Genomic DNA, 22570 nt, shown 5'->3' with positions numbered 1-22570 from the left:
GGCGGGCGTCGGACGTGGCGGTGCAGGAGGCGAGACAGGGAGCGGGCCCCGGCCCGGGGCCGGGCGTGCACGAGGGCGGCTGCGCCTGCGGGGACTGCCCCCACGGCGCACGTGAGGGACACCGGCGCGCGGTCGCCGCGTTCCTGCTGAAACGGGACGGTTTCGCCGCCGGGCAGGGCCTGCCCGCCGTCGTCGCCCACTCCGTCTCGGCGTCCCGCCAGTGGGTCTCCGAGGAGCTGACCCAGTCCGCGGAACACGTCGCCGAACGCGGCCGCGCCGAGGGCGAGGCATGGCTCGGCCGCCTGTGGCTGCGCACCGCGGTCACCGTGTGGGCCGCGGTCGTCACCCTCCTGCTGGTGCAGGCCCTGACCGCCGTCGGCACCGGCTGGACGGCCGCCCGCACCGCCGGACTCCTCGCCGCCCTCGTCGTCGCCGGCGCGCTGACCGCCGCCTCCTGGTTCCACCGGGCGCGCGGCGGGGCCCTCGCACCCGTGATCGGCGAGGACAACCGGCTCTCCACCTCCCGCGCGGTCGCCGCCGCCTGGGTGCTCTTCGTGGCCTACGCCGTACTGGTCCTCGTGGGCAGGCTCGCCGCCGCCTCCGGCCACGCCGAGCGCGACGCGCTGATCGCCGGACTCGACCTCGCCCGCGGCGCCGGCACGGTGACCGTCCTCGCCGTGGTCTGCGGCATCGCCGTACTGGTGCGCCGCGTGGTCGGCCTGCGCGTCCTCGGCCAGCGGCTGCAGAAGGTCCGCGCCCACCGCCCCCGGGCGGCCGACCTGCTCACCGACGACGCCGGCCGCGGAGCCTTCGCCGACATCCAGTACGCCGTGATCGGCGCCGTCGCCCTCGCCTTCGCCGCGGTGCGCCTGGCCCGGCGCCCCGACCAACTGCCCGACCTGCCCTGGGGCCTGGCGGTCGTCGTCCTCGTCTCGGCCGCCACCTACCTGGCCGGCAAGTACGCCGAGGGCGGCCGGCCCGTCATCCTCTCCGTCGTGCGTTCCCGCGAGGCCGGCGACCTCGACGCCCCCATCCGCACCGGCGACGACATCGAGATCCGCGGCGCCGGATTCGTCCCGCCCGGCGCCCAGACCGCCGACCGCCTCGCCCGCATGGTCGTCCGCATCGGCCCCGTCCACGTGCACGTCCCGCTCGTCCCCGTCACGGGCGGCTTCAGCAACCCCGCGGACGACGTACTCACCGTTCCCGTGCCCGCGGACGTGGAGCCCGGACGCGTGGACGTCCAGGTCGTCACCGCGGCCGGGGTGGAGACCAACCGCTACGCCATCGACGTCACCGACTGAGACACCGACCGGACAGCGACCTGGACACCGGCCGAGACACCGACCGGACAGCGACCTGGACACCGGCCGAGACACCGACCTGGACGCCGACCGACCCCGCCCGCCCACGCTCTCCAGGTCTGCCGCCCCTGCCGTTCCCGCACCGGCAGGTGAACCGGCTTATGGCCGAGCCCGTGCACACGTTTGAGTGCACCCCGCATGCCGTACGTATGGTCTGTCGAGGGGACCCACCACTCCGGGCGAGAGGCGGCTGCGGGCGATGACTCACAGTATGCGGACGGACACCTATCCCAGATATCCCGACGGCGGCGGCCGGGGCCTGCGGGACACCGCCGCCCGCTACGCTCTCCTCCCTCTGCGGATCTTCCTCGGCGTGACCTTCATCTACGCCGGCCTCGACAAGCTCACCGATCCCGCCTTCCTCAAGGCGAGCGGCGCCGGCTCGATCGGCGAGACCATGCGTGCCGTCCGGGACTCCTCGGCCGTCCCCGCCATGGTCGATCTGGCCCTGAAGAGCCCCGTCGGCTTCGGTTACGCCATGGCCTTCGGTGAACTCGCCGTCGGCACAGGCGTCCTGCTCGGCGTCCTCACCCGGCTCGCCGCGGTGGGCGGCGCCCTCATATCGCTCAGCCTGTGGCTGACGGTGAGCTGGGCCTCCGATCCGTACTACCTGGGCAACGACCTCCCGTATCTGATGGCCTGGCTGCCCTTCATCCTCGCGGGCGCCCCGGTGCTCTCCCTGGACGCCGCCTGGCGATCCAGACGACGCCAAGGTGGCACGGGGAGCCTGGGCTAATCCCGGACGGATGGGGGCGGGCGCCGGGCAGGACGTCCACGCACTGACGCGGGGCGGATGCGGGGCAGGACGATTCACGCCGATCATCGGATGCCGGATGCCGGATGCCGGATGCCGGATGCCGGATGCCGGTGCCGGGTGCCAGATCCCGGGTGCCGGACGTTCGGCGTCATCCGGCGTCATCCGGCGTCATCCGGCGTCATCCGGCGTCATCCGGCGTCGCCGAAGCCGCAACCTCCGCCTCTGCGCCGGCCGGTCTCCTAGCGGGGCGACAACCGACCACGGGCCGACCGGCTGTCCCCGGTCCCGAGCCGCCCGGGTCTGCGGCCACGGCGAGGTGATCGCTCCCGCCGGGGCCGGTCCGTCCCGGCCGGTCTCGGCAGCGTGGTCGGGCGGCCGGTTCCGTCGGTCACGGCGTGGCGGTCGGGCCCGTTCCGGTCGGGGACGTTCGACCGGACGGGCCCCGACGTCTGCGTACGCCCCGGGCCACCGCGCCCGCCACGCCCGCCAGGCAGAGGCCGGCCATGACGATCGGGATCATCGCGAACCACTGCGCCTGCCACAGACCGCCCGCATCGCCCGCGAAGACGACGCCCCCGAGGACGAACGCCGCGCCGGCGACCAGGCGGCCGGGCCGGAACTCATGACGCAGCACGGGCCACCTCCGCCTGTCCCACTCCGACCTTGAGGTCCAGATCGATGGTCCCCCCGCCCGCCTGTCCCGAGGCGGGCCGCAGGGTGATCTCCTTGTGCTTCCCCGGCTCCACGTCCACGTCCTTCTTGTCGTCGCCGGGCAGCTGGACGTCGCCCAGCCCCACGTCGATCCGCACCTTCACGGTCACGTTCCGCGGCACGACCACCTTCAGCCGGCCCGCGCCCACCTCGGCGGCCGTGCTGACCGTCTGCCCCTCGGCCGGCTCCAGCCGGCTCAGGTCCAGCGTGCCGTCGCCCGTGCCCAGGTCGTAGTGCGTCCGCACCTCCGCCACCGTCGTGGGCCGCCAGGTCGTGTCGGTCCAGTGGTTGTCGATGTTCTTCGGGAGTACCGCCGCTCCGGCCAGCAGACCCGCCGTGACGATGGCCAGGAACACCGACCCCGCGCCCGTGCGACCGAGGAACGAGCTGACCGCGATGCCCGCGCCGAGCACGATGAGCGCGGCCGCCAGGCCCGCTTGCAGGCTGTCGCCGAGCGGATGCGCGTCCCAGGTGTGTCTGGTGACGAGGCCGCCCGCGAGCAGGGCGAGCAGGAACACCCAGCCGCCGATCCAACGCGGGCCTGAGGGCCGAATGTACGGCTCGCGCGGGGCGCGTACGTCCTCGCGGCGGCGGTGGCCGGTGAGTTCGACGGAGACGTCCGCCATGAAGTCGCGGCCGCGGGATTCCGACGGCCCCCACAGGTAGCCGGTGCCGCCGTCGTGGGTGCCGTCCTTGACTATGGGGTCGCGCCACCAGGAGGGGTAGGCGTCGGGCACGGGCGGCGCCTGGGCCTCCGGCGGCGCGTCGGCCGCGGCCTGCGCGGCCAGCGGGTCGGGGTCGGAGGAGTCCCGGTGCCGCGACCAGTACCCGGCGCCCGCGAGGAGCAGGGAGACGACGACGGCGAACGCGAGCACGCTGCCGTTGCTCAGCATCGACAGGAAGACCCCGCAGCCGACCAGCGCGAACAGCACGGCCGCGAGGGCCTGGCCGTCGACCCGGCCGGTCAGGAGCTTGCGCACCTCGTTCTGCCCGTCGTCGGCGTAGGGCACGAACAGCCAGGCGAAGCCGTAGAAGATGAGGCCGAGGCCGCCGGTCGCGGAGAGCACGGCGAGGGTGATGCGGAAGACGACCGGGTCCATGTCGCACTGCCGCCCGAGACCCGCGCACACCCCCGCGATCATCTTGTGCTCGCGGTCCCGCCGGAACCTCGCCGGCAGCCCGGCGCCCGCCGCACCGCCCGTCGGTCCCCGGCCGGCGTCCGCGTCCGCCGTTCCCCGGCCGGCGTCCGCCGGTCCCGGGCCCGTGCCCGCGGAGGCGGCGGCGGCCGTCGCGGCCTCGGCCGCCGTCATGCCGTCCTCCTCGCGGACGCCCGGCTTCCGGTGTCCGGTCCCCTGCTCTCCACGGACTCCCCGCCTCCCGAGCGCCTCCTCGCCCCCGTCCTCCTGCGCCTCGGGCCGTTCCCGGTCATCAGGCTGCGTCCGGTCATCAGGCTGCATCCGGTCGTCGTGCCGAGTCCGGTCGTCGTGCCCCTGCTTCCCGTGCGCGCGAGGCGGGTCACCGGCGGCGCCGGGGGCGCCGGAGGACGGGGCGGCCGCGTCGGGCGCGGCGCCCCCGTCGGGCACGGCGTCCGCGGCGTGCTGGTGATCTGTCATGACTCCATGGTGGCGGGCGGACCGCCCTCGTGGCAGCCGGAACAACCCTGGTCGGACCCTGATATCCGCCCTGATCCGCAGCCGGGGCCGCGCTCGGCGCGGCGGCGCCGCGAAGATCAGGGACGTCTCGGGGGCGAACCCTGATGCCCGGGCCCGCGGCCCGTGTGACCATCGTTGGCATGCCGGAAGCCGCAGCAGCGCCACTCGTCGAACCGCGGCCGCCGCGCAAGCTCTACCGCAGCAGCGACGGTCGCTGGCTGGGTGGTGTGGCGCGGGGGCTCGCCGGGCATCTCGGCCTGCCCGTCGTCTGGGTGCGGCTCGTCTTCGCGGGCCTGTTCATGGCGGACGGCCTCGGCGCCCTGCTCTACGCGGCCTTCTGGTTCTTCGTGCCCCTGGGCGTCGGCGGTGTCGGCGACCAGAAGCCGCCGGCGCTCGTCGCCACGGAGACCGCGCCCGACGGCCGCCGCAGACTCGTGGCCCGCAAGCCCGACAAGGGGCAGATCGTCGCCCTGCTCCTCATGGTCGTGATCGCCACGGTCTTCGTGACCAACGTGAACCTGGGCAGCGGCGCCAAGGCCTACCTCGTGCCCGCCGTCCTCGTCGGCGCCGGCGTCGCCCTCGTCTGGCGTCAGGCGGACAACGCGCGCCGGGCCCGCTGGGTCGAGGTCGGCCGCAGGCGCCGTACGCTCACGCTCCTGCGCGCGGGCGCGGGCGTCCTGCTGGTCACGGCCGGCGTCTCCGGCAGCTTCGTGCTCCAGGGGTCCGCCACCCACCTCGGCTCCGTGCTCCAGGCGGCCCTCGCCGTCATCGTCGGCATCACGCTCCTCGCCGGGCCCTACCTGGTCCGGATGACACAGGACCTCTCCGAGGAGCGCCTGATGCGCATCCGCGCCCAGGAGCGGGCGGAGGTCGCCGCCCACGTCCACGACTCGGTGCTGCACACCCTGACGCTGATCCAGCGCAACGCGGAGAACGCCGGCGAGGTGCGCCGTCTCGCCCGCGCCCAGGAACGCGACCTGCGCACCTGGCTCTACAAACCCGAGGGCACCGGCAAGGACGAGGCCGACGAGCCGGCCACGGTCGCCGACGCGGTGCGCCGCAGCGCCGCCGAGGTGGAGGACAAGCACGGTGTGCCCATCGAGGTGGTGGTGGTCGGGGACTGCCCGATCGACGAACGGGTCGGGGCACAGATGCAGGCCGCGCGCGAGGCGATGGTGAACGCGGCCAAGTACGGTGGCGACGGGGGCGCGGTGCAGGTCTTCGCCGAAGTCGAGGGCAGGACGGTCTTCGTGTCCGTCCGTGACCGCGGCCCCGGCTTCGACCTCGACTCGATACCCGCCGACCGGATGGGCGTCAGAGAATCGATCATCGGCCGCATGGAGCGGCACGGCGGCACGGCGCGGGTGCGGGCGGTCCCGGACGGCGGCACCGAGATCGAGCTGGAGATGGAGAGGGTGGAGAAGACGTCATGAGCGAGCCGACCGACACGAACGACATGAGCGGCGCCGCGGAGGCGGGGGACGCCGGGGAGTCGGCGCAGACCTCCGGGGGCGGGGCGGGCGGGCGCCGGGTGCGGGTGGTCCTCGTCGACGACCACCGTATGTTCCGCACCGGCGTGCAGGCCGAGATCGGCCGGACCGAGGAGACGGGCGTCGAGGTCGTCGGCGAGGCGGCGGACGTCGACCAGGCGGTCACCGTCATCACCGCGACCCGGCCCGAGGTCGTCCTCCTCGACGTCCATCTGCCGGGCGGCGGGGGCGTCGAGGTGCTGCGCCGGTGCGCCCCGCTGATGGCCGACGCCGAGCAGCCCGTGCGCTTCCTGGCGCTGTCGGTGTCGGACGCGGCGGAGGACGTCATCGGGGTCATCCGCGGTGGCGCCCGGGGCTACGTCACCAAGACGATCACGGGGACCGACCTGGTGAACTCGATCTTCCGGGTTCAGGAGGGCGACGCGGTGTTCTCGCCGCGCCTCGCCGGGTTCGTCCTCGACGCCTTCGCCTCCACCGACGCCCCGCCGGTCGACGAGGACCTCGACCGGCTCACCCAGCGCGAGCGCGAGGTGCTGCGGCTCATCGCCCGCGGCTACGCCTACAAGGAGATCGCCAAGCAGCTCTTCATCTCCGTCAAGACGGTCGAGTCGCACGTCTCGGCGGTGCTGCGCAAGCTCCAGCTGTCGAACCGTCACGAACTGACCCGGTGGGCGACGGCGCGACGGCTGGTGTGAGGCACGAGACCGTGTGACGGACGCGGGCAGGCGGGCACGCGGGCTGGTGGGGGCGGCGCTCCGACGGCGCGCTGTCCGCCCGGGCCTCACACGACCCGCGTCGCCCCCGCGAACGGCATCTGGTCGATCGGCGCCACCCGTACCGGGGCCGACGGGTTGGGGGCGTGGATCATCTGGCCGTTGCCGATGTAGAGGCCTACGTGGCTGATCCCGGAGTAGAAGAACACCAGGTCGCCCGGGAGGAGTTCGGAGCGGGAGACGCGCTGTCCCGCGCCGATCTGGGCGTACGTGGTGCGGGGCAGGGAGACCCCGGCGGAGCGGTACGAGGCGAGGACGAGCCCCGAGCAGTCGAACGCGGTCGGTCCGGTCGCGCCCCACACATACGGGCTGCCGAGCTTGGAGTAGGCGTAGGCGACGGCCGCCGCGGCGCGGGGGTTGGGCGCCTCGGCGCCGGCCGAGCCGGGCGGGGGGAGGTCCGAGCGCCCGCCCGTCGAGGCGCGTGAGGCACGTGCGGCGCCGTCGCCCGCGGCGCCGCCCGCCTCGCCGATCCGGTCGCGCTCGGCCGCCGTCAGCCGGGACAGCAGCTTGCGGGCGGCCTCCAGTTTGGCGGTGATGGCCGTCTTCTGGGTGTGCAGCTCGGCGCGGCGGGCCTTGAGCGACGTCAGCTCGACGCGCGCGGCGCCGCGCAACTGCTCGATCTCCCGCAATTGCCGGCGCACCCCGGCCACGGCGGCCGACTGGCGGTCGCCGGCCCGCTCGGCGATGGCGGCCCCGTCGAGGTAGCGGTCGGGGTCGTCGGAGAGCGCCAGTTGCACGGCGGGGTCGAGTCCGCTGCTGCGGTACTGGGCCGCGGCCATCGAACCCAGGGCGTCGCGCGCGGTGTTCAGCTTCGCCTCCTTGCGGGCCGCCTCGTCCCGCATGGCCGCCAGCCGCTGCTCGGCCGCGGTCGCCTTCTCCTGCGCGCCGTTGTACTTCTCGGTGGCCGCCTCGGCCTCCTCGTACAGCTTGGCCACCTTCGCCCTGACCTCGGCGGGTGACAGGTTCGGCTCGGCCTGTCCGGTCCCGTCGAAGGCCGTCGCCGTCGCGACGCCCGCGAGGGCGAGGGTGAACGCGGTGCGGGCCGTATGGCCGCCGAGCGAGCGCTGTCGAGGCTTGCGGTGCGCTGCCACTGGGACTGCACGTCCTTTCGTACGACCGCCCGGGCCGACCGCGGGGCCGTCAGGGAGCGGACGGACGGCCCCGCAGTGGTCGACGGGCCCGGCGGCGTCCGGCACGGGGGAGCGAGGACGCCGCCGGACCTCTCGGCGGTGGTGGCCGACTGCCGCCCCTGGTCCGGGCGGCGGTGGGGAGCCGGTCACCTGGGGGAGGACGCTAGGCCCGAAGGTGTCGGTCGGGTAACGCGATGTACGGAAGTGACGGGAGCAGACTGCCGAGTGACCGTATGTGGCCGACTCTCCGGGGGCCGCACGCCGGGTTCACACGCCGCGCTGACCGAAGCGGTGATTCCGGAGGCGTCACCTGGTGATCAAGTGCTATGGCGCATATATGCACGGCGCGGTCGCGGCATGCGCGCGGCCCCGCGCGGGCGCGGTGTGCGCCGGGCCCGGGGTGCGCGCGGGTGCGCGCCTGGGCCTGCTGCGGCTCCGGGTGCGGGGCGGTGTCGGGGCGGGGACGGGCGCTGATTAGCATCCGCCTCATGGACGTACTCATCCATTTCTTCGTCGGCCTGCACATCATCGGCATCGCCGCGCTCCTCGGCGGCTTCCTCACGCAGATGAAGGCGATGGGCCGGGGCGCCGCCCGCTTCGTCCCGGCGATGCTGCACGGCGCGGCGACGATGCTGGTCACCGGCGTGATCCTGGTGGGGCTCAACCAGGCCGACGACCAGCCCGTCGACAACATCAAGATCGGCGTGAAGCTCGCGCTGCTGATCGTGATCCTCGGCCTGGTCTACGTGAAGCGGGACGACGAGCGGGTGGAGAAGCCCCTCTTCGGCCTGGTCGGGCTGCTGACCGTGGCGAACGTGTTCATCGCGGTGCTCTGGACCTGACCGCCGAGCCGACGCGAACCGCCGCCCCCGCGGCGACGGCCAGCCAGGCCGTCACCGCGATCCACAGCAGCACCTCGCCCGGCCTTTCGAGCCACGGGACGTCCACGGCGTCGGACACGGACAGGGTCGCCGCAGCCGTCATGCCCAGCGGGAACACGGTCGCCCAGCGGCGGACGTCGTAGTGCGGCCGCGGGCGGCGCACCTCGCAGGCCAGCAGGACGGCGTACCAGGCCAGGTCGAGCACGAGGAGGGCGACGGTCACCGTGCGCAGGACGCCCGCGTCGTCGGCGTTCCACAGGTACAGGCCGCCGCCGTCGGCCTTGAGCAGTTCCGTTCCCGCCAGCGCCGAGACGGAGAGCGCGCCGCCGGCCACCCACTGGTCCCCGGCGCCCCCGGTCAGCTGCCGCGGGTCGAACAGGGGCAGCGCGGCGCAGTAGAGCGCGAGACCGAGCCAGAACAGCACGAGCGCGGTGTGCGCGAGCCAGGCCGCCTCCTGTTCCCGGGCGAGGGCCGCGCCGAGCACCGCGAGGCCCTGGGTGGCCACACAGGACAGGAAGACCGAGCCGGGCATGCCGCGTCGCCAGCGCGGTACGGCGGTCGCGAGCAGTACGGGCCACAGGACCGCCGCCAGCGCCAGCAGGGCCTCGGCCGGGGCCGGCCGGCCGAGCGCCGAGACGCGGGCGCCGAGCACGGCGGTCGCGGCCACGGCGGTCGGCGCCCCCGGCGTCCTGGCCTGCGCCAGCCACCGCTCGCGCTCCAGCACCAGCCGGGCGGCGAAGTCCGCCGCGAGCGCCGCCCAGGCGACGGCCGTCATCACCAGGGCGACGCGGGACAGCGTCTCGTGTTTCGTCAGGTGCAGGCCGACGGACACGATCCCGGTGGCCATCACGGCGGCCCCGGCCGCGGGCTGCCGCCGCGCCCACCGCTCGCGCAGCGAGGGGCGGGGGGAGGACGCGGGAGGGGGCGGGGGGAGAGCGCGGGACCCGGTCATGCGGCCGATGCTAGGGAGCCGGTCCCGCCGCGCGGGCGGGGCACGCGCGCGTGGGCCGCGAAAACGAGGAGCGCGCGGGAAGGGCGGCGGGGAGCCGCCGCCCTTTCAGGGGCTCAGGCGGGCCGTACGACGCCGTGGATGCCGGACCCGCCGTCGTAGTAGATCGACTCCTCGCGGACGTAGGAGCCCGGCTTCGGGGCGTGGATCATCATGCCGTTGCCGATGTAGACGCCGACGTGGCTGACGTCGTCGTGGAAGAAGACCAGGTCGCCGGGGCGGGCGTCGGCGAGGGAGACCGTGACGCCGGCCTTCGCCTGGTCGTAGGCGGTGCGCGGGAGGGTGACGCCGGCGGCCTTCCAGACGGCCTGGGTGAGCCCGGAGCAGTCGTAGGAGCCGGGGCCCACGGCGCCCCAGACGTACGGCTTGCCGATCTGCGCGCGGGCGAACGCGAGCGCCTTGCCGGCCTTGGCGCCGTACGACGGGTCGGCGGGGGAGGCGGGAGCCGGGGCAGGGGCGGAGGGGGCGGACGGCGACGGCGAGCCGGCGCCCGTCCCCATGTGCGTGCCCGTCCCCATGTGTGTGGCCGTCACCGTATGCGTGGCCGGCACCGTATGCGGTGCGGTCCCCGTACGGGTGCCCGTGGTCGCTTCCGTGCTCGACGGGACGCCGCCGTCGTCCAGGTGGGCCGTGGTCGGTGCGGCCGCCTGCCACCGTGCCGGTTCGGCGGCCTTGCGGGCCGCCTCCTCCTGGCGCTGCTTCTCGACCGCCGCGAGACGCGCCTTCTCCTGGGCCGTCAGCCGGGACAGCAGCTCGCGCGAGTGGGCGAGCTTCTTCTGCACGGCGGCCTTGGCGGTTCTGAGGCGGCTCTGCGCGTCGTCGAGCGGGGCGCGGCTCTCGGCGGCCTCCCGGCGCTTGCCCATGGTCGCCGACTGCTCGGTGACGTGGTCGTCGACCGTGCTCCGCTGACGGCCGGTCACCCGGTTCATCGGCTGGCTCCGGTCGACGTAGTCCTGCGGGCTGTCCGCGAGCAGGAACGTCGCCATGTCGGGCACGGAGGCGCCGGCGCGGGACTGGGCGGCCGGGTGGGAACCCAGCTCCTCGCGCGCCTCGTTGACCTTCTGGGTGCGCGGGGCGGCGTCGTCGAGGAGGGAGTCGACGCGCCTGCGCTGCTTGGTCGTCTTCTCCTTGGCGGCGTTGTACTTCTCGGTCGCCGACTCCGCCTGGCGGTAGAGGTCGTCGACCTTCTTCTCGACCTCCTCCAGGCTCGGCCTGCCGTCGTCCGGCGCAGCGGCGTTCGCCGACTGGGAGAGCAGGGCCACGGACGTGAGGGCGGCGGTGGCGAGCGCGGGGGTGGGTATGCCTGCCACGCGCGGGCCCGCGGAGCGTGGCTTGCGGTGCTGCGACGCCAAGGGAGGCGACTCCTTCCAGTGCTCCGCTCCACCGGGTCGGCGGCGGCGGGGTCTCGCCCAGGCCGGCCGGGCGCCGGGCGGGTTCGGGCGGTGGAGACCGGAAGGGCTGCCCGACGGCCTGCGTCCCGGCGGGGGAGCCGGACGATGCACCTCTGGACTTCGGCGGGTCCCGGCTCCGGTCGCGCGAGCGGGCGCGCCGGACTGGGCGGAGGCCGCGCGGCCCGGCGTCGTTCGCCGGCGGGGGTCCTGCGGCCTGTCGGCACGGTAGCCAACCGGTGTGGTCCGTGTGAAGGTTGGCGGGCGATATGCCCGATACATTTTCGTGACCTTTCGCGGGGCCGGCCCGCTCCGGCCTCGGCGGTCGACGTACCGTGACGGCGCTCACCCGGAGGGTGAGCCCTGGCGGATTCCGGGGACGGCAGCCGGTTGTCAGTGGCGACCCCTAGACTCGTAGAGCGATGAGCAGCCTCTTTGACGACAGCTTCCTGGCGGACCTCCAGGGCCCCCGCGCCCCCGAGGAGGAGCCCCCGCCGCCGCCCGAGAACGATCACGGACCGGAGTCGGTTCCGGACGATCTGTTCGGCGGGAAGTTCGACCTGCCCCCGGACCGGGACGCCCACTACCGCGACGGCGCCCCGCGCCCGGTGCTGGACGCGGCGGCCCTGCTGGAGGGGCTGAACGACAACCAGCGCGCGGCCGTCACCCACGCCGGCGCCCCGCTGCTCATCGTGGCCGGCGCCGGCTCAGGCAAGACGCGCGTGCTCACCCATCGCATCGCCCACCTCCTCGCCGAGCGTCACGTGCACCCGGGGCAGATCCTCGCGATCACCTTCACGAACAAGGCCGCGGGCGAGATGAAGGAGCGCGTCGAGCAGCTCGTCGGCCCGCGCGCGAACGCGATGTGGGTCATGACGTTCCACAGCGCGTGTGTGCGCATCCTGCGCCGGGAGAGCAAGAAGCTCGGCTTCACGTCGTCGTTCTCGATCTACGACGCCGCCGACTCCAAGCGCCTGATGGCCCTCGTCTGCCGCGACCTGGACCTCGACCCCAAGCGCTACCCGCCCAAGTCCTTCAGCGCCAAGATCAGCAACCTGAAGAACGAGCTGATCGACGAGGAGGACTTCGCGGCCCAGGCCACCGACGGGTTCGAGAAGACCCTGGCCCAGGCCTACGCGATGTACCAGTCGCGGCTGCGCGAGGCGAACGCCCTCGACTTCGACGACCTGATCATGACGACGGTCAACCTGCTTCGCGCCTTCCCCGACGTCGCCGACCACTACCGCCGCCGGTTCCGGCACGTCCTCGTCGACGAGTACCAGGACACCAACCACGCCCAGTACGCCCTGGTGCGCGAGCTGGTCGGCACCTCCGAGCACCCCGTGGACGTCCCGCCGAGCGAGTACGACGTCCCGCCCGCCGAACTGTGCGTCGTCGGTGACGCCGACCAGTCGATCTACGCCTTCCGGGGCGCGACGATCCGCAACATCCTCCAGTTCGAGGAGGACTACCCGAACGCGACGACGATCCTGCTGGAGCAGAACTACCGCTCCACGCAGACGATCCTGTCCGCCGCCAACGCCGTCATCGAACGCAACGAGTCCCGCCGCCCCAAGAACCTGTGGACCAACGCGGGCGCGGGCGCGCGCATCACCGGCTACGTCGCCGACACCGAGCACGACGAGGCGCAGTTCGTCGCCGACGAGATAGACCGTCTGACGGACGCGGGCGACGCCAAGGCGGGCGACGTCGCCGTGTTCTACCGCACCAACGCCCAGTCCCGTGTCTTCGAAGAGATCTTCATCCGCGTCGGCCTGCCCTACAAGGTCGTCGGCGGCGTCCGCTTCTACGAGCGCAAGGAGGTCCGGGACGTCCTGGCCTACCTGCGCGTGCTCGCCAACCCGGAGGACTCGGTGCCGCTGCGCCGGATCCTCAACGTGCCCAAGCGGGGCATCGGCGACCGCGCCGAAGCCATGATCGACGCCCTCTCCCAGCGCGAGAAGATCAGCTTCCCGCAGGCCCTGAAGCGCGTCGACGAGGCGTACGGCATGGCCGCGCGGTCGACGAACGCCGTGAAGCGGTTCAACGCGCTGATGGAGGAACTCCGCACGATCGTCGAGTCGGGCGCCGGTCCGGCGACGGTCCTGGAAGCGGTCCTCGAACGCACCGGCTACCTCGCCGAGTTGCAGGCCTCCACCGACCCGCAGGACGAGACCCGGATCGAGAACCTCCAGGAACTCGCCGCGGTGGCCCTGGAGTTCGAGCAGGAGACCGAGGCGGCGGACGGCGAGACCGCGACGCCGGCCGGGCTGTCCGACTTCCTGGAGCGGGTCGCCCTGGTCGCCGACTCCGACCAGATCCCCGACGAGGACGACGACGGCTCCGGCGTCATCACGCTGATGACCCTGCACACCGCCAAGGGCCTCGAGTTCCCGGTCGTCTTCCTCACCGGCATGGAGGACGGCGTCTTCCCGCACATGCGCGCCCTCGGCCAGACCAAGGAACTGGAGGAGGAACGCCGGCTCGCCTACGTGGGCATCACGCGCGCGCGTGAGCGGCTCTACCTCACCCGGTCGTCGCTGCGCAGCGCCTGGGGGCAGCCCTCGTACAACCCGCCCTCACGGTTCCTGGAGGAGATCCCGCCGACCTACGTGGACTGGAAGCGGACGGGGGCGACCGCGCCGACGGCCTCCGGTCCCGTGTCCGGGGTGGCGGCCTCGCTGTCCTCGTCCCGCTCGCGCTCCTCGGCCGCCGGCGCCTCCGGCTTCGCGACGCGCCGGGCCGCCGCGGAGAAGCCGGTCGTCTCGCTGGCCGTCGGCGACCGGGTCACGCACGACCAGTTCGGCCTCGGCACGGTCGTGGGCGTGAAGGGCACCGGCGCGAACGCGGAGGCCACGGTCGACTTCGGCGACGTCAAGCCCAAGCGGTTGCTGCTGCGGTACGCGCCGGTGGAGAAGCTCTAGGTGTACTGATCACGAGCGTTGCCGTTCGTGGCGGGGCCTGTCGTCGCACGCGCGCAGGGGGCGTGGGCGGCCGCGCGTCCCGCCACGACGTCGAGGGCGCGGTCGGACCGCGAGGGTGGTGCGCCGGACGGGCGCAGGACGCAGGGCGCCGGGTTACGGGCAGACGCTCACGTCGGGCTGAGGCCGTGGCTGCGCAGCCACGGCAGCGGGTCGATGGCGGAGCCGCCGGCCGGGCGGACCTCGAAGTGCAGGTGCGGGCCGGTGGAGTTGCCCGAGTTCCCGGAATACGCGATGGGATCGCCTGCTTTGACGGTCGTCCCGGAGGGCACCCGGTAACTGGAGAGGTGGCAGTACCAGGTCTCCGTGCCGTCCTTCGCGGTGAGGATCAGCATGTTCCCGTAGGCGCTGTTCCACTGCGTGCGGACGGTGCCGTCGGTCGCCGCCATCACGGTGGTGCCGTACGACACCGGGAAGTCGATGCCGGTGTGCTGGGACATCCAGTTGATGCCGGCCTGGCCGAAGTAGGCGCTGAGCCCGTGCTGCGCGACCGGGAGGGCGTACTTGGGGCGCAGCCGCTCCTTGCGGGCCGCTTCGGCGGCGGCCTTCTTCTGCTCGGCCGCCTGCTGCGCCTTGAGGTCGATGCGTTCCTGCGTGCGGCTGGCGCGGTCGGCGAAGTCGTCGGCTCCGGCGCTGAGGGTCTCCAGCTGGCTGTCGAGCCTGTTGTTGGCGGCGGACGGCTTCACCGGCTGCGCGTCCGCGGCCGAGGCCGTGGTGTCCTTGCCGTCGCCGCCGGTCAGTGGCAGCGCGCCGACCGAGGCCGCGGCGATCCCGGCGACGCCCATCACGCACACCGAGGGCACCGCCACCGTCAGCAGCGCGGAGCGTTTGGCGGGCGTGCGGCGGCGCGAGCGGTTCGCGTTGCGGGTGGCGGCACGGCCGAGCGGTGCGGGCGCCGCGTCCTCCTGGTCGTCGAGGAGGGAGGGCGCCTCGTCGGCCGGCTCGTCGGGGGCGACCTGCTCGAAGGTGGCGGTGGCCTGCTGGTCGAACGGAACCTCGGCGGGCTGCTGTTCGTAGACGTCGGCGCCCTGCTCGGCACCGGGGTTCTCACCGGTGCTCCCGCCGCCGTCGGAGTTCCACTGCGTGGCGTCGTACGCGCCCGTGTCGAAGACCTGCGTGCCCCATTCCCATTGCTGGGTCCGGTCGGCCGGGTTCGCGGACTGGTCGGGCTGGAGCCAGGCGTTCGCGTCCCACTGGCCGCTGACGTCCGGCGCGGTCGCCTGCTGCGGCACGGCGGTCAGGTGCTGCTGCTCGCCGGACCAGGCGGTCGCGTCGTACGCGCCGGTGTCGTAGGCGGCGTGGTGCTGGGCGGCGTAACCGTCGTAGTTCAGGGCCTGGTGACCGCCCGTGTCCATGGTCTGGTGGCTGCCCGTGTGCCACTGCGTTCCGTCGTGGGCGCCGGGGGCCGTGCCGTCGCCCGGAAGCTCGCCGAAGAGGGGGTCGGCCGCCGCGGGATGCCCTCCGTGCTGCGTCCCGGCGTCGTAGGCGCCGGTCTCGTAGCCGGAGTACGTGGTGAAGCCGTCGTAGTGGGCTTCCTGGGTGCCGTACGACGCGTAGGGCGCCGAAGCGGCGTCGGAAGCCGGGGCCGGGGTGGTCATGACCCCCGACGGGTGACGGTCGTTCACCAACTTCTCTTTCGCCGACGACAGGGGCTGCCAGAGCAGTGCGGCGACTGTACCCGGCAGTACGCGGGCACGACAATCTTCTGCAGGTTTCACGCCCGAAGGAAAAGGGCATTCGGCCGTGTTTCGGGGGACGAGGGGCGCGAGCTTGGCCCTAGGTTCGAATAGCGTTCGATGGTGGAGTGGTCGCCGAGGGGTGCTGGGCGGGTGCTGGAGGAGTGCTCTGCGGGTGCTTGAGGGGTGACGGGGGCCGCCTGGGGCGGGTGAAACGCTCCTGAGGGCTTCTTCGCCCGGCACATTCTCGGCCCCGGCGGATCTCCGTCGGGGCCGCGTCGGCGCTGCGCAGGAGTGGCGTCGGGATCGCGTCGGGTGCCGGTCGGCGCGGTTCAGGCCACGGTCAGGCCGCCGTTGCGGGGGGCGGTGGCGGCGACGCCGGCGGGGACCGGCGGATGTTCGGTGTCGAGGGCCTGCCGGATGCCGGTCGCGACGGCGGGGTGCACGGGCAGCGCGAGGTGGCCGATGCCGGTGACCCGGACGTTCTGCGCCAGCAGGTCCGGATGGTCGACGCACGCCGACTCCAGCGGGTCCATCAGGTGGTCGAGATCGCTCCAGAAGCTGACGAAGTGGGTGCGGCAGCCCGGTGCGGGGCGGGCCAGTTCCCCGATGAGTTCCGAGCCGGGACGCATCTGGCGCACGATCGGGTGCGCGTTGGCGAGCGGTGCGACCCGGGTTCCCGAGTGCGGAGTGCCCAGGGTGACCAGCGTCCGCACACGGGCGTCTCCCGCCAGCCGCTGCACGTAGTAGCGGGCTATCAGGCCGCCCAGGCTGTGCCCGACCACGTCGACCTGCGGGCTGCCGGTGCGTTCGCAGATCTCCTCTATGTGCCGGCCGAGGAGTTCGGCCGCGGTCCGGATGTCGCACGTCAGGGGCGAGTAGTTCAGCGACTCGACGCGGTGCCTGCCGTGCTGGGCCAGGCTGCGGCGCAGCAGGACGAACACGGAACGGTTGTCGATGAAGCCGTGCAGCAGCACGACCGGGGGCGCGGACGACGCGGGCAGGTGCGTCGGCTCTCCCGCGGACGCCGGTCCGGGCAGTTCGGGACGCATCGTGCAGCGGCGCTCCTGCGCCATCCCGGAGGGGTAGAGGAGCAGGTGCCCGGCGAGGATCGCCAGGTCCAGCGCGGTCGCCTTGAGGAGGGCCACGGAGAAACCGGCCAGTCTGCCCGGCAGACCGGGAAGGCTCGGCAGTCCCGGAAGGCTCGGGAAACCCGGGAAGCCCGGCAGGTGGGGGAGGCTGGGGAAGACGGCGAGGCCGGCAAGGTTCGGCATGTCCGGCAGCAGGCGCTGACACAACGGAAGAATGGGCTGCAAGGCCCGGGTGACCTTCATGGCCGACCTCCTGTCGGCACGCTGAGGACTTCTCTGTCCCCCGTGTGCCCTCGTGGAAGTCGCTGTCGAGGAGGTCGATCGGGCACGCCAGGGCGTAAGTCGGGTGAGGCCCGCGGTGTGGGGGTGCACGGCTCTCATGGCACCCGGTCGCACCGCTCGACGGACGGGATCCCTGCCGGTGCTGGCGACGAGGCTCCCGCTGTCGTGCCTTACCTGTCCTACGTGACCATCGTGCCCGCCGATCCGCCGTACCGCCACGCGGCGCCGTCCGCGGCGCCCGGCGGCACCGCTGTCCCGACGCGGCTCCGGTGCGACCGCTCCCCCGTGGGGTGGGAGAGCGGTGCGCGGTGAACGTGTCCCTCTGTGCGATTTTCCCCCTCGGCCCGCACCGCGAAACTGCCGGTTGGGGGATGCCGGCGATAACGTGCGTTCACGTGCGGGGGCCGTCTGGCCCGCGGCGGGCGGGCGGTGGAGGATGGACGCAGTCGCTTCATGGAGGCAGTGATGGGTGTGGCAGGCGGTCCGATCCGTGTGGTGGTGGCCAAGCCGGGGCTCGACGGCCACGACCGCGGGGCCAAGGTGATCGCGCGGGCGTTGCGCGACGCCGGCATGGAGGTCGTCTACACCGGGCTGCACCAGACGCCCGAGCAGGTGGTCGCCACCGCCATCCAGGAGGACGCGGACGCGATCGGGCTGTCCATCCTCTCCGGGGCGCACAACACCCTGTTCGCCGCGGTGATCGAGTTGCTGAAGGAACGCGACGCGCAGGACATCGTGGTCTTCGGCGGCGGGATCATCCCGGAGGCGGACATCGCGCCGTTGAAGGAGCTGGGCGTCGCGGAGATCTTCACTCCGGGGGCGACCACCGCCTCCGTCGTCGACTGGGTGCGGGCCAACGTCCGCCAGCCCGCGGGAGCCTGACGAGGGCGAGGCGAGGCGGCAGGGGCAAGGCGGGACGGGGGCGGGGCGGGCGGAACGCGCCGGATCCGCGACTCACGTGGGAGCCTCCAGCTCCGCTGTCATCGCCGCTCTCAACCGCAGCGTCCGGCACAGGCGTTGAAAGGCCTCCGCCCAGTAGCCGCCCGCGCCGGGGGAGGCGTCCTCCGGTTCGTCCGGCACGGCCAGCAGGGCGTCCAGGCGGACCGCCTCCGACGGGTCCAGGCAGCGTTCGGCCAGGCCCATGACGCCGCTGAAGCTCCAGGGATAACTGCCCGCGTCCCGGGCGATGTTGAGCGCGTCGACCACGGCCCTGCCCAGCGGCGCGGCCCATGGCACCGAGCAGACGCCCAGCAGCTGGAACGCCTCCGACAGGCCGTGCGCCGCGATGAAACCCGCGACCCACTCGGCCCGTTCCGGCGCCGTCAACGTGCCCAGCAGTTTGGCCCGTTCGGCGAGGGACACCGCACCCGGCCCGCCCGCACCGGGCGCCGACGGCGGTCCGAGCAGCGCCCGCGACCAGTCCGCGTCCCGCTGCCGCACAGCGGCCCGGCACCAGGCCGCGTGCAGTTCGCCCAGCCAGTCGTCGGCCACCGGCATCGCGACGATCTGCTCGGGCGTCCGGCCGCCCAGCCGGGCCGGCCAGCCGGCGAGCGGGGCCGCCTCCACCAGCTGACCGAGCCACCACGACCGTTCGCCCCGGCCGGACGGCGGGTTGGGCGACACCCCGTCGCGTTCCATGGCCGCGTCGCACTCGTGCGGCGCCTCGACCAGGAGTGTGGGCGTGTCACGGGTGTGGTCGACGGCCACGCACGCGCCGGCGCGGACGGCCATCCGGGCGGCCAGCGCCGACTGCGGCAGCGCCGACAGCAGCTCCGCCGCCGTGGCGCGCACGTTGCGGCTGCGGTCGGCCAGCGCCTGTTCCAGGAACGGCTCGTCCCGCGGGCCGAGTCCGGCGCGCAGCGAGTCGAGGAACATCAGCCGGTCCTCGGCGCGCTCCGTCGGCCAGGTGGCCTCCAGCAGTTCGCGCGCCGCGTCGGGGTCGCGGGCGCGGAGGGCCGAGAGGAGTGAGACGCGCTCCGCGAACAGGCCTTCCTGCCAGAGCTGTTCGATCCGCCCGGTCTCCTGCGGGCCGGGCAGCACCGTGCCGCCGCCCGGGCCGGCGCGCAGCGCGAACCGCCAGTCCGGGTTGAGCCGGGCCAGCCACAGCGCGCGCGGACCGGCGAAGCGCAGCGCGGCCGGACGCAGGTCCGTCCGGGCGCGCGCCGCGTCGAGCAGCGCGGGCAGCGACTCGGGGGGCGCGGCGAACCCCCGTTCGTTCACCGCCGACAGCCACTGCGGCAGCAGTTCGACGAGGTCGGGCGCGGTTCCTCTGCGGCTGCCCTGCGCGGTGCCGGGGCGGTCCGCCAGGAGCAGGGCGAGCCTGCGGGCGGCCGCGGGGGGAAGCGGGGGGCGTCGGTCCTCGGGGGCCGGCCGTGGGCGGGGCGCGGCGGGGCCGGGGCGCAGGCCGGCCCGTCGGCGGACGGTCTCCGCGGCGGCGGCGTCCAGCAGGGCCGACGGTGCGCCGTGGCCGGGGGCGGAGCCCGGGGGCGTGCGGCGGTCGGTGCCCAGGAGTGCCGCGGTGACCAGGTCCTCCCAGGGCGGTGGCGGGGGGAGGGACGAGCCGGAGTTCATGAGGCTCCCTTCGGTTGCCGTGTGTGCGGTGCTGCGGTGCTGCGGTGGTGCGCGTCATATTCCGCGTCGTCGGAGGGGACGTGCCGGGCCGTTCAGCACAGGCGCACCGCGTTGCCGGGGCCCGCCGGCCAGGCCGTCAGCGGGGTGAAGCCGCGGTGGCCGCACTCACCGAACACCTTGACGGGGGCGCCGCCCGACAGGGCGACCAGTCGCCACAGACCGGGGCGGGATTGCGCGGTGGTGGTCAGGGGCAGCGCCGTGCCGCCCGTGGCGTCGGCCAGCTGCCAGGAGTCGCCGTCCGGGACGGGTATGACGTCGTCCAGCGTCACCGGAACGGACTCCTGCCACGGGTCGTCGCGCAGGGCCTCGCCGTAACGGGCGGTCGCCTCGGCCGTCGTGCCGCCCGGGGGGCGGACGCCGGTGGGGAGGGGCGGTGCGAACTGCTCGCCGAGTGAGGCGCGCAGGCCGCCCGTCCCCGGGTGGGCGGACAGCTCGGCGTCCAGGACGAGGCCGACGGGCAGGGTCAGTTCGGGGGCGCGGCCCGCGGCGCCGTAGGAGAGGAGGAGCGCCGTGCGGCCCGACGCGGCGCCGTGCAGCCAGATGCGGCGCGTCGTCAGTTTCGGGTCGGCCCTGTCGTACTGGGCGAGGACCAGCCAGTCGTCCCGGACGGGCGGTCCCTGCGGGGACGAGGGCAGCCCGACGCGGGTGCGGACCGTCGCCGCGAGGGCGTCCGGCAACCGCTCGCGGTGCAGCCAGCCCCGGTCGAGGAGGTGGAGCAGGGCGCACTCCTCCAGCAGACGTACCGGCCAGCCCGGCCCGGAGGCCGGGACGGCTCCCAACTCCCTTACACGTGAAGCGAGTCCGGGAGCCTGTGCGTCGACCATGCGGGCGGCCGTCTCCTCCCACAGCCCGTACCCGGCCTGCTCGGCCGTGGCCAGACCGGCGCGCAGCAGGTCGGTCAGGCGTTCCTCCAGATCCGTGGCGCCCGCGGTGATCCGCTCGGCGCGGCGCTCGGCCCGGCGGAGCGCCGCCTCCGGGTCGGCCGGCCCGGACGGGGAACCCGCCCGGGCCGCCTCACGTTCGTCCTGTGTGCGTCTGCGGGCGGCGAGCCACTCCTCGGCCCAGTCCGGAGCCTGCCGCTCGCCGGGTACCGACGCCTCCCCGCCGGACCAGAGCAGCAGCAGCCCGAGGGCGTGCTTGCACGGGAACTTACGGCTGGGACAGCTGCACTTGTAGGCCGGGGCGGGGGCGCCGGATCCGCCCACGACGTCGACGACCGTCCGGTACGGGGTGCTGCCGCTGCCCTTGCACAGCCCCCACACCGCCCCCTCCCGCGAACTGCCCGCGGCGGACCACGGCCCGGCCGCGCCGAGTTTGCTCCCCGCTTTGCGTGACGCGGAGTCAGGCGCCAGTGCCAGCACCTGGTCCACGCTCCAGCGCACCCCCTGCTGAGTCATGTCCTCGACGGTAGGTCCCCCCACTGACAATCGGCCCCGCGCACCTTCGCCGACAGCGGTCGCGAGCACGTTTTCGCAGGTCAGATCGCATTGTCAGTGGCGTGGTGCACGGTGGACACCAGATGGAACCGGCCGAGCTGGAGGGGGCCTCAGCCATGTCTGTGTCCGTAGATCCGACGTCCGTGAAACCGACCGGCACCGAGCCGGCGGAGGCATTGCGCCCGCACGCCGAGGAGGCCTTCGCCGCCGAACTCGCCGCGCTGGCCGCCCAGGACGACCGGCCCCGGCCGGCCCGCTGGAAGATGTCGCCGTGGGCCGTGGCCACCTACCTCCTCGGCGGCGTCCTGCCGGACGGCACGGTCGTCACGCCGAAGTACGTGGGCCCGCGCCGCATCGTCGAGGTGGCGGTCACCACCCTCGCCACCGATCGGGCGCTGCTGTTGCTCGGAGTTCCGGGCACCGCCAAGACCTGGGTCTCCGAACACCTGGCGGCGGCGGTCAGCGGCGATTCGACCCTGCTCGTGCAGGGCACCGCGGGCACGCCGGAGGAGGCGATCCGCTACGGCTGGAACTACGCGCAGCTGCTCGCGCACGGGCCGAGCCGGGACGCGCTGGTGCCCAGCCCCGTCATGCGCGCCATGGCCACGGGCGCAACGGTCCGGGTGGAGGAGCTGACCAGGATCCCGGCCGACGTCCAGGACACGCTGATCACCGTCCTGTCCGAGAAGACGCTGCCGATACCGGAGCTGGGGCAGGAGGTGCAGGCCGTCCGCGGCTTCAACCTCATCGCCACGGCCAACGACCGCGACCGCGGCGTCAACGAGCTGTCCAGCGCGCTGCGCCGGCGCTTCAACACGGTGGTGCTGCCGCTGCCCGAGAGCGTCGAGGCGGAGGTCGACATCGTCGCGCGGCGCGTCGACCAGATCGGCCGCTCCCTGGACCTGCCGCCCGCCCCGGACGGCTTCGAGGAGATCCGCCGGGTGGTGACGGTCTTCCGCGAGCTGCGCGACGGCGTCACCTCCGACGGCCGCACGAAGGTGAAGTCGCCGAGCGGCACGCTGTCCACCGCCGAGGCCATCTCCGTCGTCACCGGCGGCCTGGCGCTCGCCGCCCACTTCGGCGACGGCGTGCTGCGGCCGGCCGACGTCGCGGCGGGCATCCTCGGGGCCGTCGTGCGCGATCCGGCCGCCGACCGGGTCGTCTGGCAGGAGTACCTGGAGGCGGTCGTGCGCGAGCGCGCGGGCTGGACCGACTTCTACCGGGCCTGCCGGGAGGTGAGCGCGTGAACAGCCATGCGGCGACCGGGGCGGGGACCCGTGACGAGGGGAGGACGGCTGTGAACGACGACACGAAGTGG

General features: G+C 73.9%; 17 protein-coding genes. 8 read left to right on the top strand and 9 right to left on the bottom strand.

Translation table 11 applies throughout. The features are described from left to right. Positions 1 to 14: 14 nt before the first annotated feature. Both ACGFSH_RS09245 and ACGFSH_RS09240 read left to right on the top strand, forming a co-directional pair. The gene (locus ACGFSH_RS09245) at positions 15 to 1304 is read left to right on the top strand and encodes a hypothetical protein (protein ID WP_393346513.1); all 1290 of its coding nucleotides are present in this window, start codon (positions 15 to 17) and stop codon (positions 1302 to 1304) included. 259 nt (positions 1305 to 1563) lie between these two features. After that, entirely contained in the window at positions 1564 to 2100 is a 537-nt protein-coding gene (locus ACGFSH_RS09240; protein ID WP_393346511.1) for a DoxX family protein, read from the top strand. Between the two features lie 409 nt (positions 2101 to 2509). On the opposite strand, the gene ACGFSH_RS09235 is transcribed toward ACGFSH_RS09240, so the two are convergent. Together ACGFSH_RS09235 and ACGFSH_RS09230 are read right to left on the bottom strand one after the other, a co-directional pair. Continuing rightward, on the bottom strand, positions 2510 to 2755 hold the full coding sequence (locus tag ACGFSH_RS09235; protein WP_393346509.1) for a hypothetical protein: 246 nt from the start codon (positions 2753 to 2755) through the stop codon (positions 2510 to 2512). Further along, positions 2742 to 4142, bottom strand: coding sequence for a PspC domain-containing protein (locus ACGFSH_RS09230; RefSeq protein WP_393346978.1), 1401 nt, complete (start codon positions 4140 to 4142; stop codon positions 2742 to 2744). The genes ACGFSH_RS09235 and ACGFSH_RS09230 overlap by 14 nt, the downstream gene beginning before the upstream one ends. 482 nt (positions 4143 to 4624) lie before the next feature. Here ACGFSH_RS09230 and ACGFSH_RS09225 point away from each other — a divergent pair, with 482 nt between their 5' ends. Next, a complete protein-coding gene (locus ACGFSH_RS09225; RefSeq protein ID WP_393346507.1) occupies positions 4625 to 5917 on the top strand; it encodes a PspC domain-containing protein in 1293 nt (430 codons plus the stop codon). Then, positions 5914 to 6669 carry a LuxR C-terminal-related transcriptional regulator gene (locus ACGFSH_RS09220; protein WP_393346505.1) on the top strand — a complete coding sequence of 252 codons (756 nt, stop codon included), beginning with the start codon at positions 5914 to 5916 and terminating at the stop codon, positions 6667 to 6669. The genes ACGFSH_RS09225 and ACGFSH_RS09220 overlap by 4 nt, the downstream gene beginning before the upstream one ends. An 86-nt stretch (positions 6670 to 6755) precedes the next feature. Here ACGFSH_RS09220 and ACGFSH_RS09215 read toward each other — a convergent pair whose 3' ends face one another. Beyond that, on the bottom strand, positions 6756 to 7838 hold the full coding sequence (locus tag ACGFSH_RS09215) for an NlpC/P60 family protein (RefSeq protein WP_393346504.1): 1083 nt from the start codon (positions 7836 to 7838) through the stop codon (positions 6756 to 6758). A gap of 527 nt (positions 7839 to 8365) precedes the next feature. Here ACGFSH_RS09215 and ACGFSH_RS09210 point away from each other — a divergent pair. Further along, on the top strand, positions 8366 to 8719 hold the full coding sequence (locus tag ACGFSH_RS09210; protein ID WP_393346502.1) for a hypothetical protein: 354 nt from the start codon (positions 8366 to 8368) through the stop codon (positions 8717 to 8719). Here ACGFSH_RS09210 and ACGFSH_RS09205 read toward each other — a convergent pair. Beyond that, positions 8697 to 9710, bottom strand: coding sequence for a tellurite resistance/C4-dicarboxylate transporter family protein (locus tag ACGFSH_RS09205; RefSeq protein WP_393346500.1), 1014 nt, complete (start codon positions 9708 to 9710; stop codon positions 8697 to 8699). The two genes, ACGFSH_RS09210 and ACGFSH_RS09205, sit on opposite strands and share 23 nt — an antisense overlap. 113 nt (positions 9711 to 9823) lie before the next feature. Then, positions 9824 to 11119 carry an NlpC/P60 family protein gene (locus ACGFSH_RS09200; RefSeq protein WP_393346498.1) on the bottom strand — a complete coding sequence of 432 codons (1296 nt, stop codon included), beginning with the start codon at positions 11117 to 11119 and terminating at the stop codon, positions 9824 to 9826. A 458-nt stretch (positions 11120 to 11577) separates the two neighbouring features. Between ACGFSH_RS09200 and pcrA the strand changes: the two genes are divergently transcribed. Next, complete coding sequence (gene pcrA, locus ACGFSH_RS09195) at positions 11578 to 14079, top strand: DNA helicase PcrA (RefSeq protein WP_393346496.1); 2502 nt, start codon at positions 11578 to 11580, stop codon at positions 14077 to 14079. Positions 14080 to 14246: 167 nt separating this feature from the next. Here pcrA and ACGFSH_RS09190 read toward each other — a convergent pair whose 3' ends face one another. Beyond that, complete coding sequence (locus tag ACGFSH_RS09190) at positions 14247 to 15761, bottom strand: peptidoglycan DD-metalloendopeptidase family protein (RefSeq protein WP_393346494.1); 1515 nt, start codon at positions 15759 to 15761, stop codon at positions 14247 to 14249. A gap of 383 nt (positions 15762 to 16144) precedes the next feature. Continuing rightward, positions 16145 to 17146, bottom strand: coding sequence for an esterase/lipase family protein (locus tag ACGFSH_RS09185; RefSeq protein ID WP_393346492.1), 1002 nt, complete (start codon positions 17144 to 17146; stop codon positions 16145 to 16147). Between the two features lie 504 nt (positions 17147 to 17650). Between ACGFSH_RS09185 and ACGFSH_RS09180 the strand changes: the two genes are divergently transcribed. Beyond that, positions 17651 to 18067, top strand: a complete 417-nt coding sequence (locus ACGFSH_RS09180; RefSeq protein ID WP_393346491.1) for a cobalamin B12-binding domain-containing protein — start codon at positions 17651 to 17653, stop codon at positions 18065 to 18067. 72 nt (positions 18068 to 18139) lie between these two features. Here ACGFSH_RS09180 and ACGFSH_RS09175 read toward each other — a convergent pair whose 3' ends face one another. Beyond that, the gene (locus ACGFSH_RS09175; protein WP_393346489.1) at positions 18140 to 19756 is read right to left on the bottom strand and encodes a DUF5691 domain-containing protein; all 1617 of its coding nucleotides are present in this window, start codon (positions 19754 to 19756) and stop codon (positions 18140 to 18142) included. A gap of 92 nt (positions 19757 to 19848) precedes the next feature. After that, positions 19849 to 21213, bottom strand: a complete 1365-nt coding sequence (locus tag ACGFSH_RS09170; protein ID WP_393346487.1) for an SWIM zinc finger family protein — start codon at positions 21211 to 21213, stop codon at positions 19849 to 19851. Positions 21214 to 21368: 155 nt separating this feature from the next. On the opposite strand from ACGFSH_RS09170, the gene ACGFSH_RS09165 reads away from it, so the two are divergent. After that, complete coding sequence (locus tag ACGFSH_RS09165) at positions 21369 to 22499, top strand: AAA family ATPase (protein ID WP_393346485.1); 1131 nt, start codon at positions 21369 to 21371, stop codon at positions 22497 to 22499. Positions 22500 to 22570: the final 71 nt, after the last annotated feature.

It is taken from the genome of Streptomyces sp. NPDC048481 (genome assembly GCF_043200075.1).
Taxonomy (GTDB): domain Bacteria; phylum Actinomycetota; class Actinomycetes; order Streptomycetales; family Streptomycetaceae; genus Streptomyces.
The sequence above is the reverse complement of the archived record's forward strand: the minus strand, read 5'-3'. Positions and strand labels throughout refer to the sequence as shown.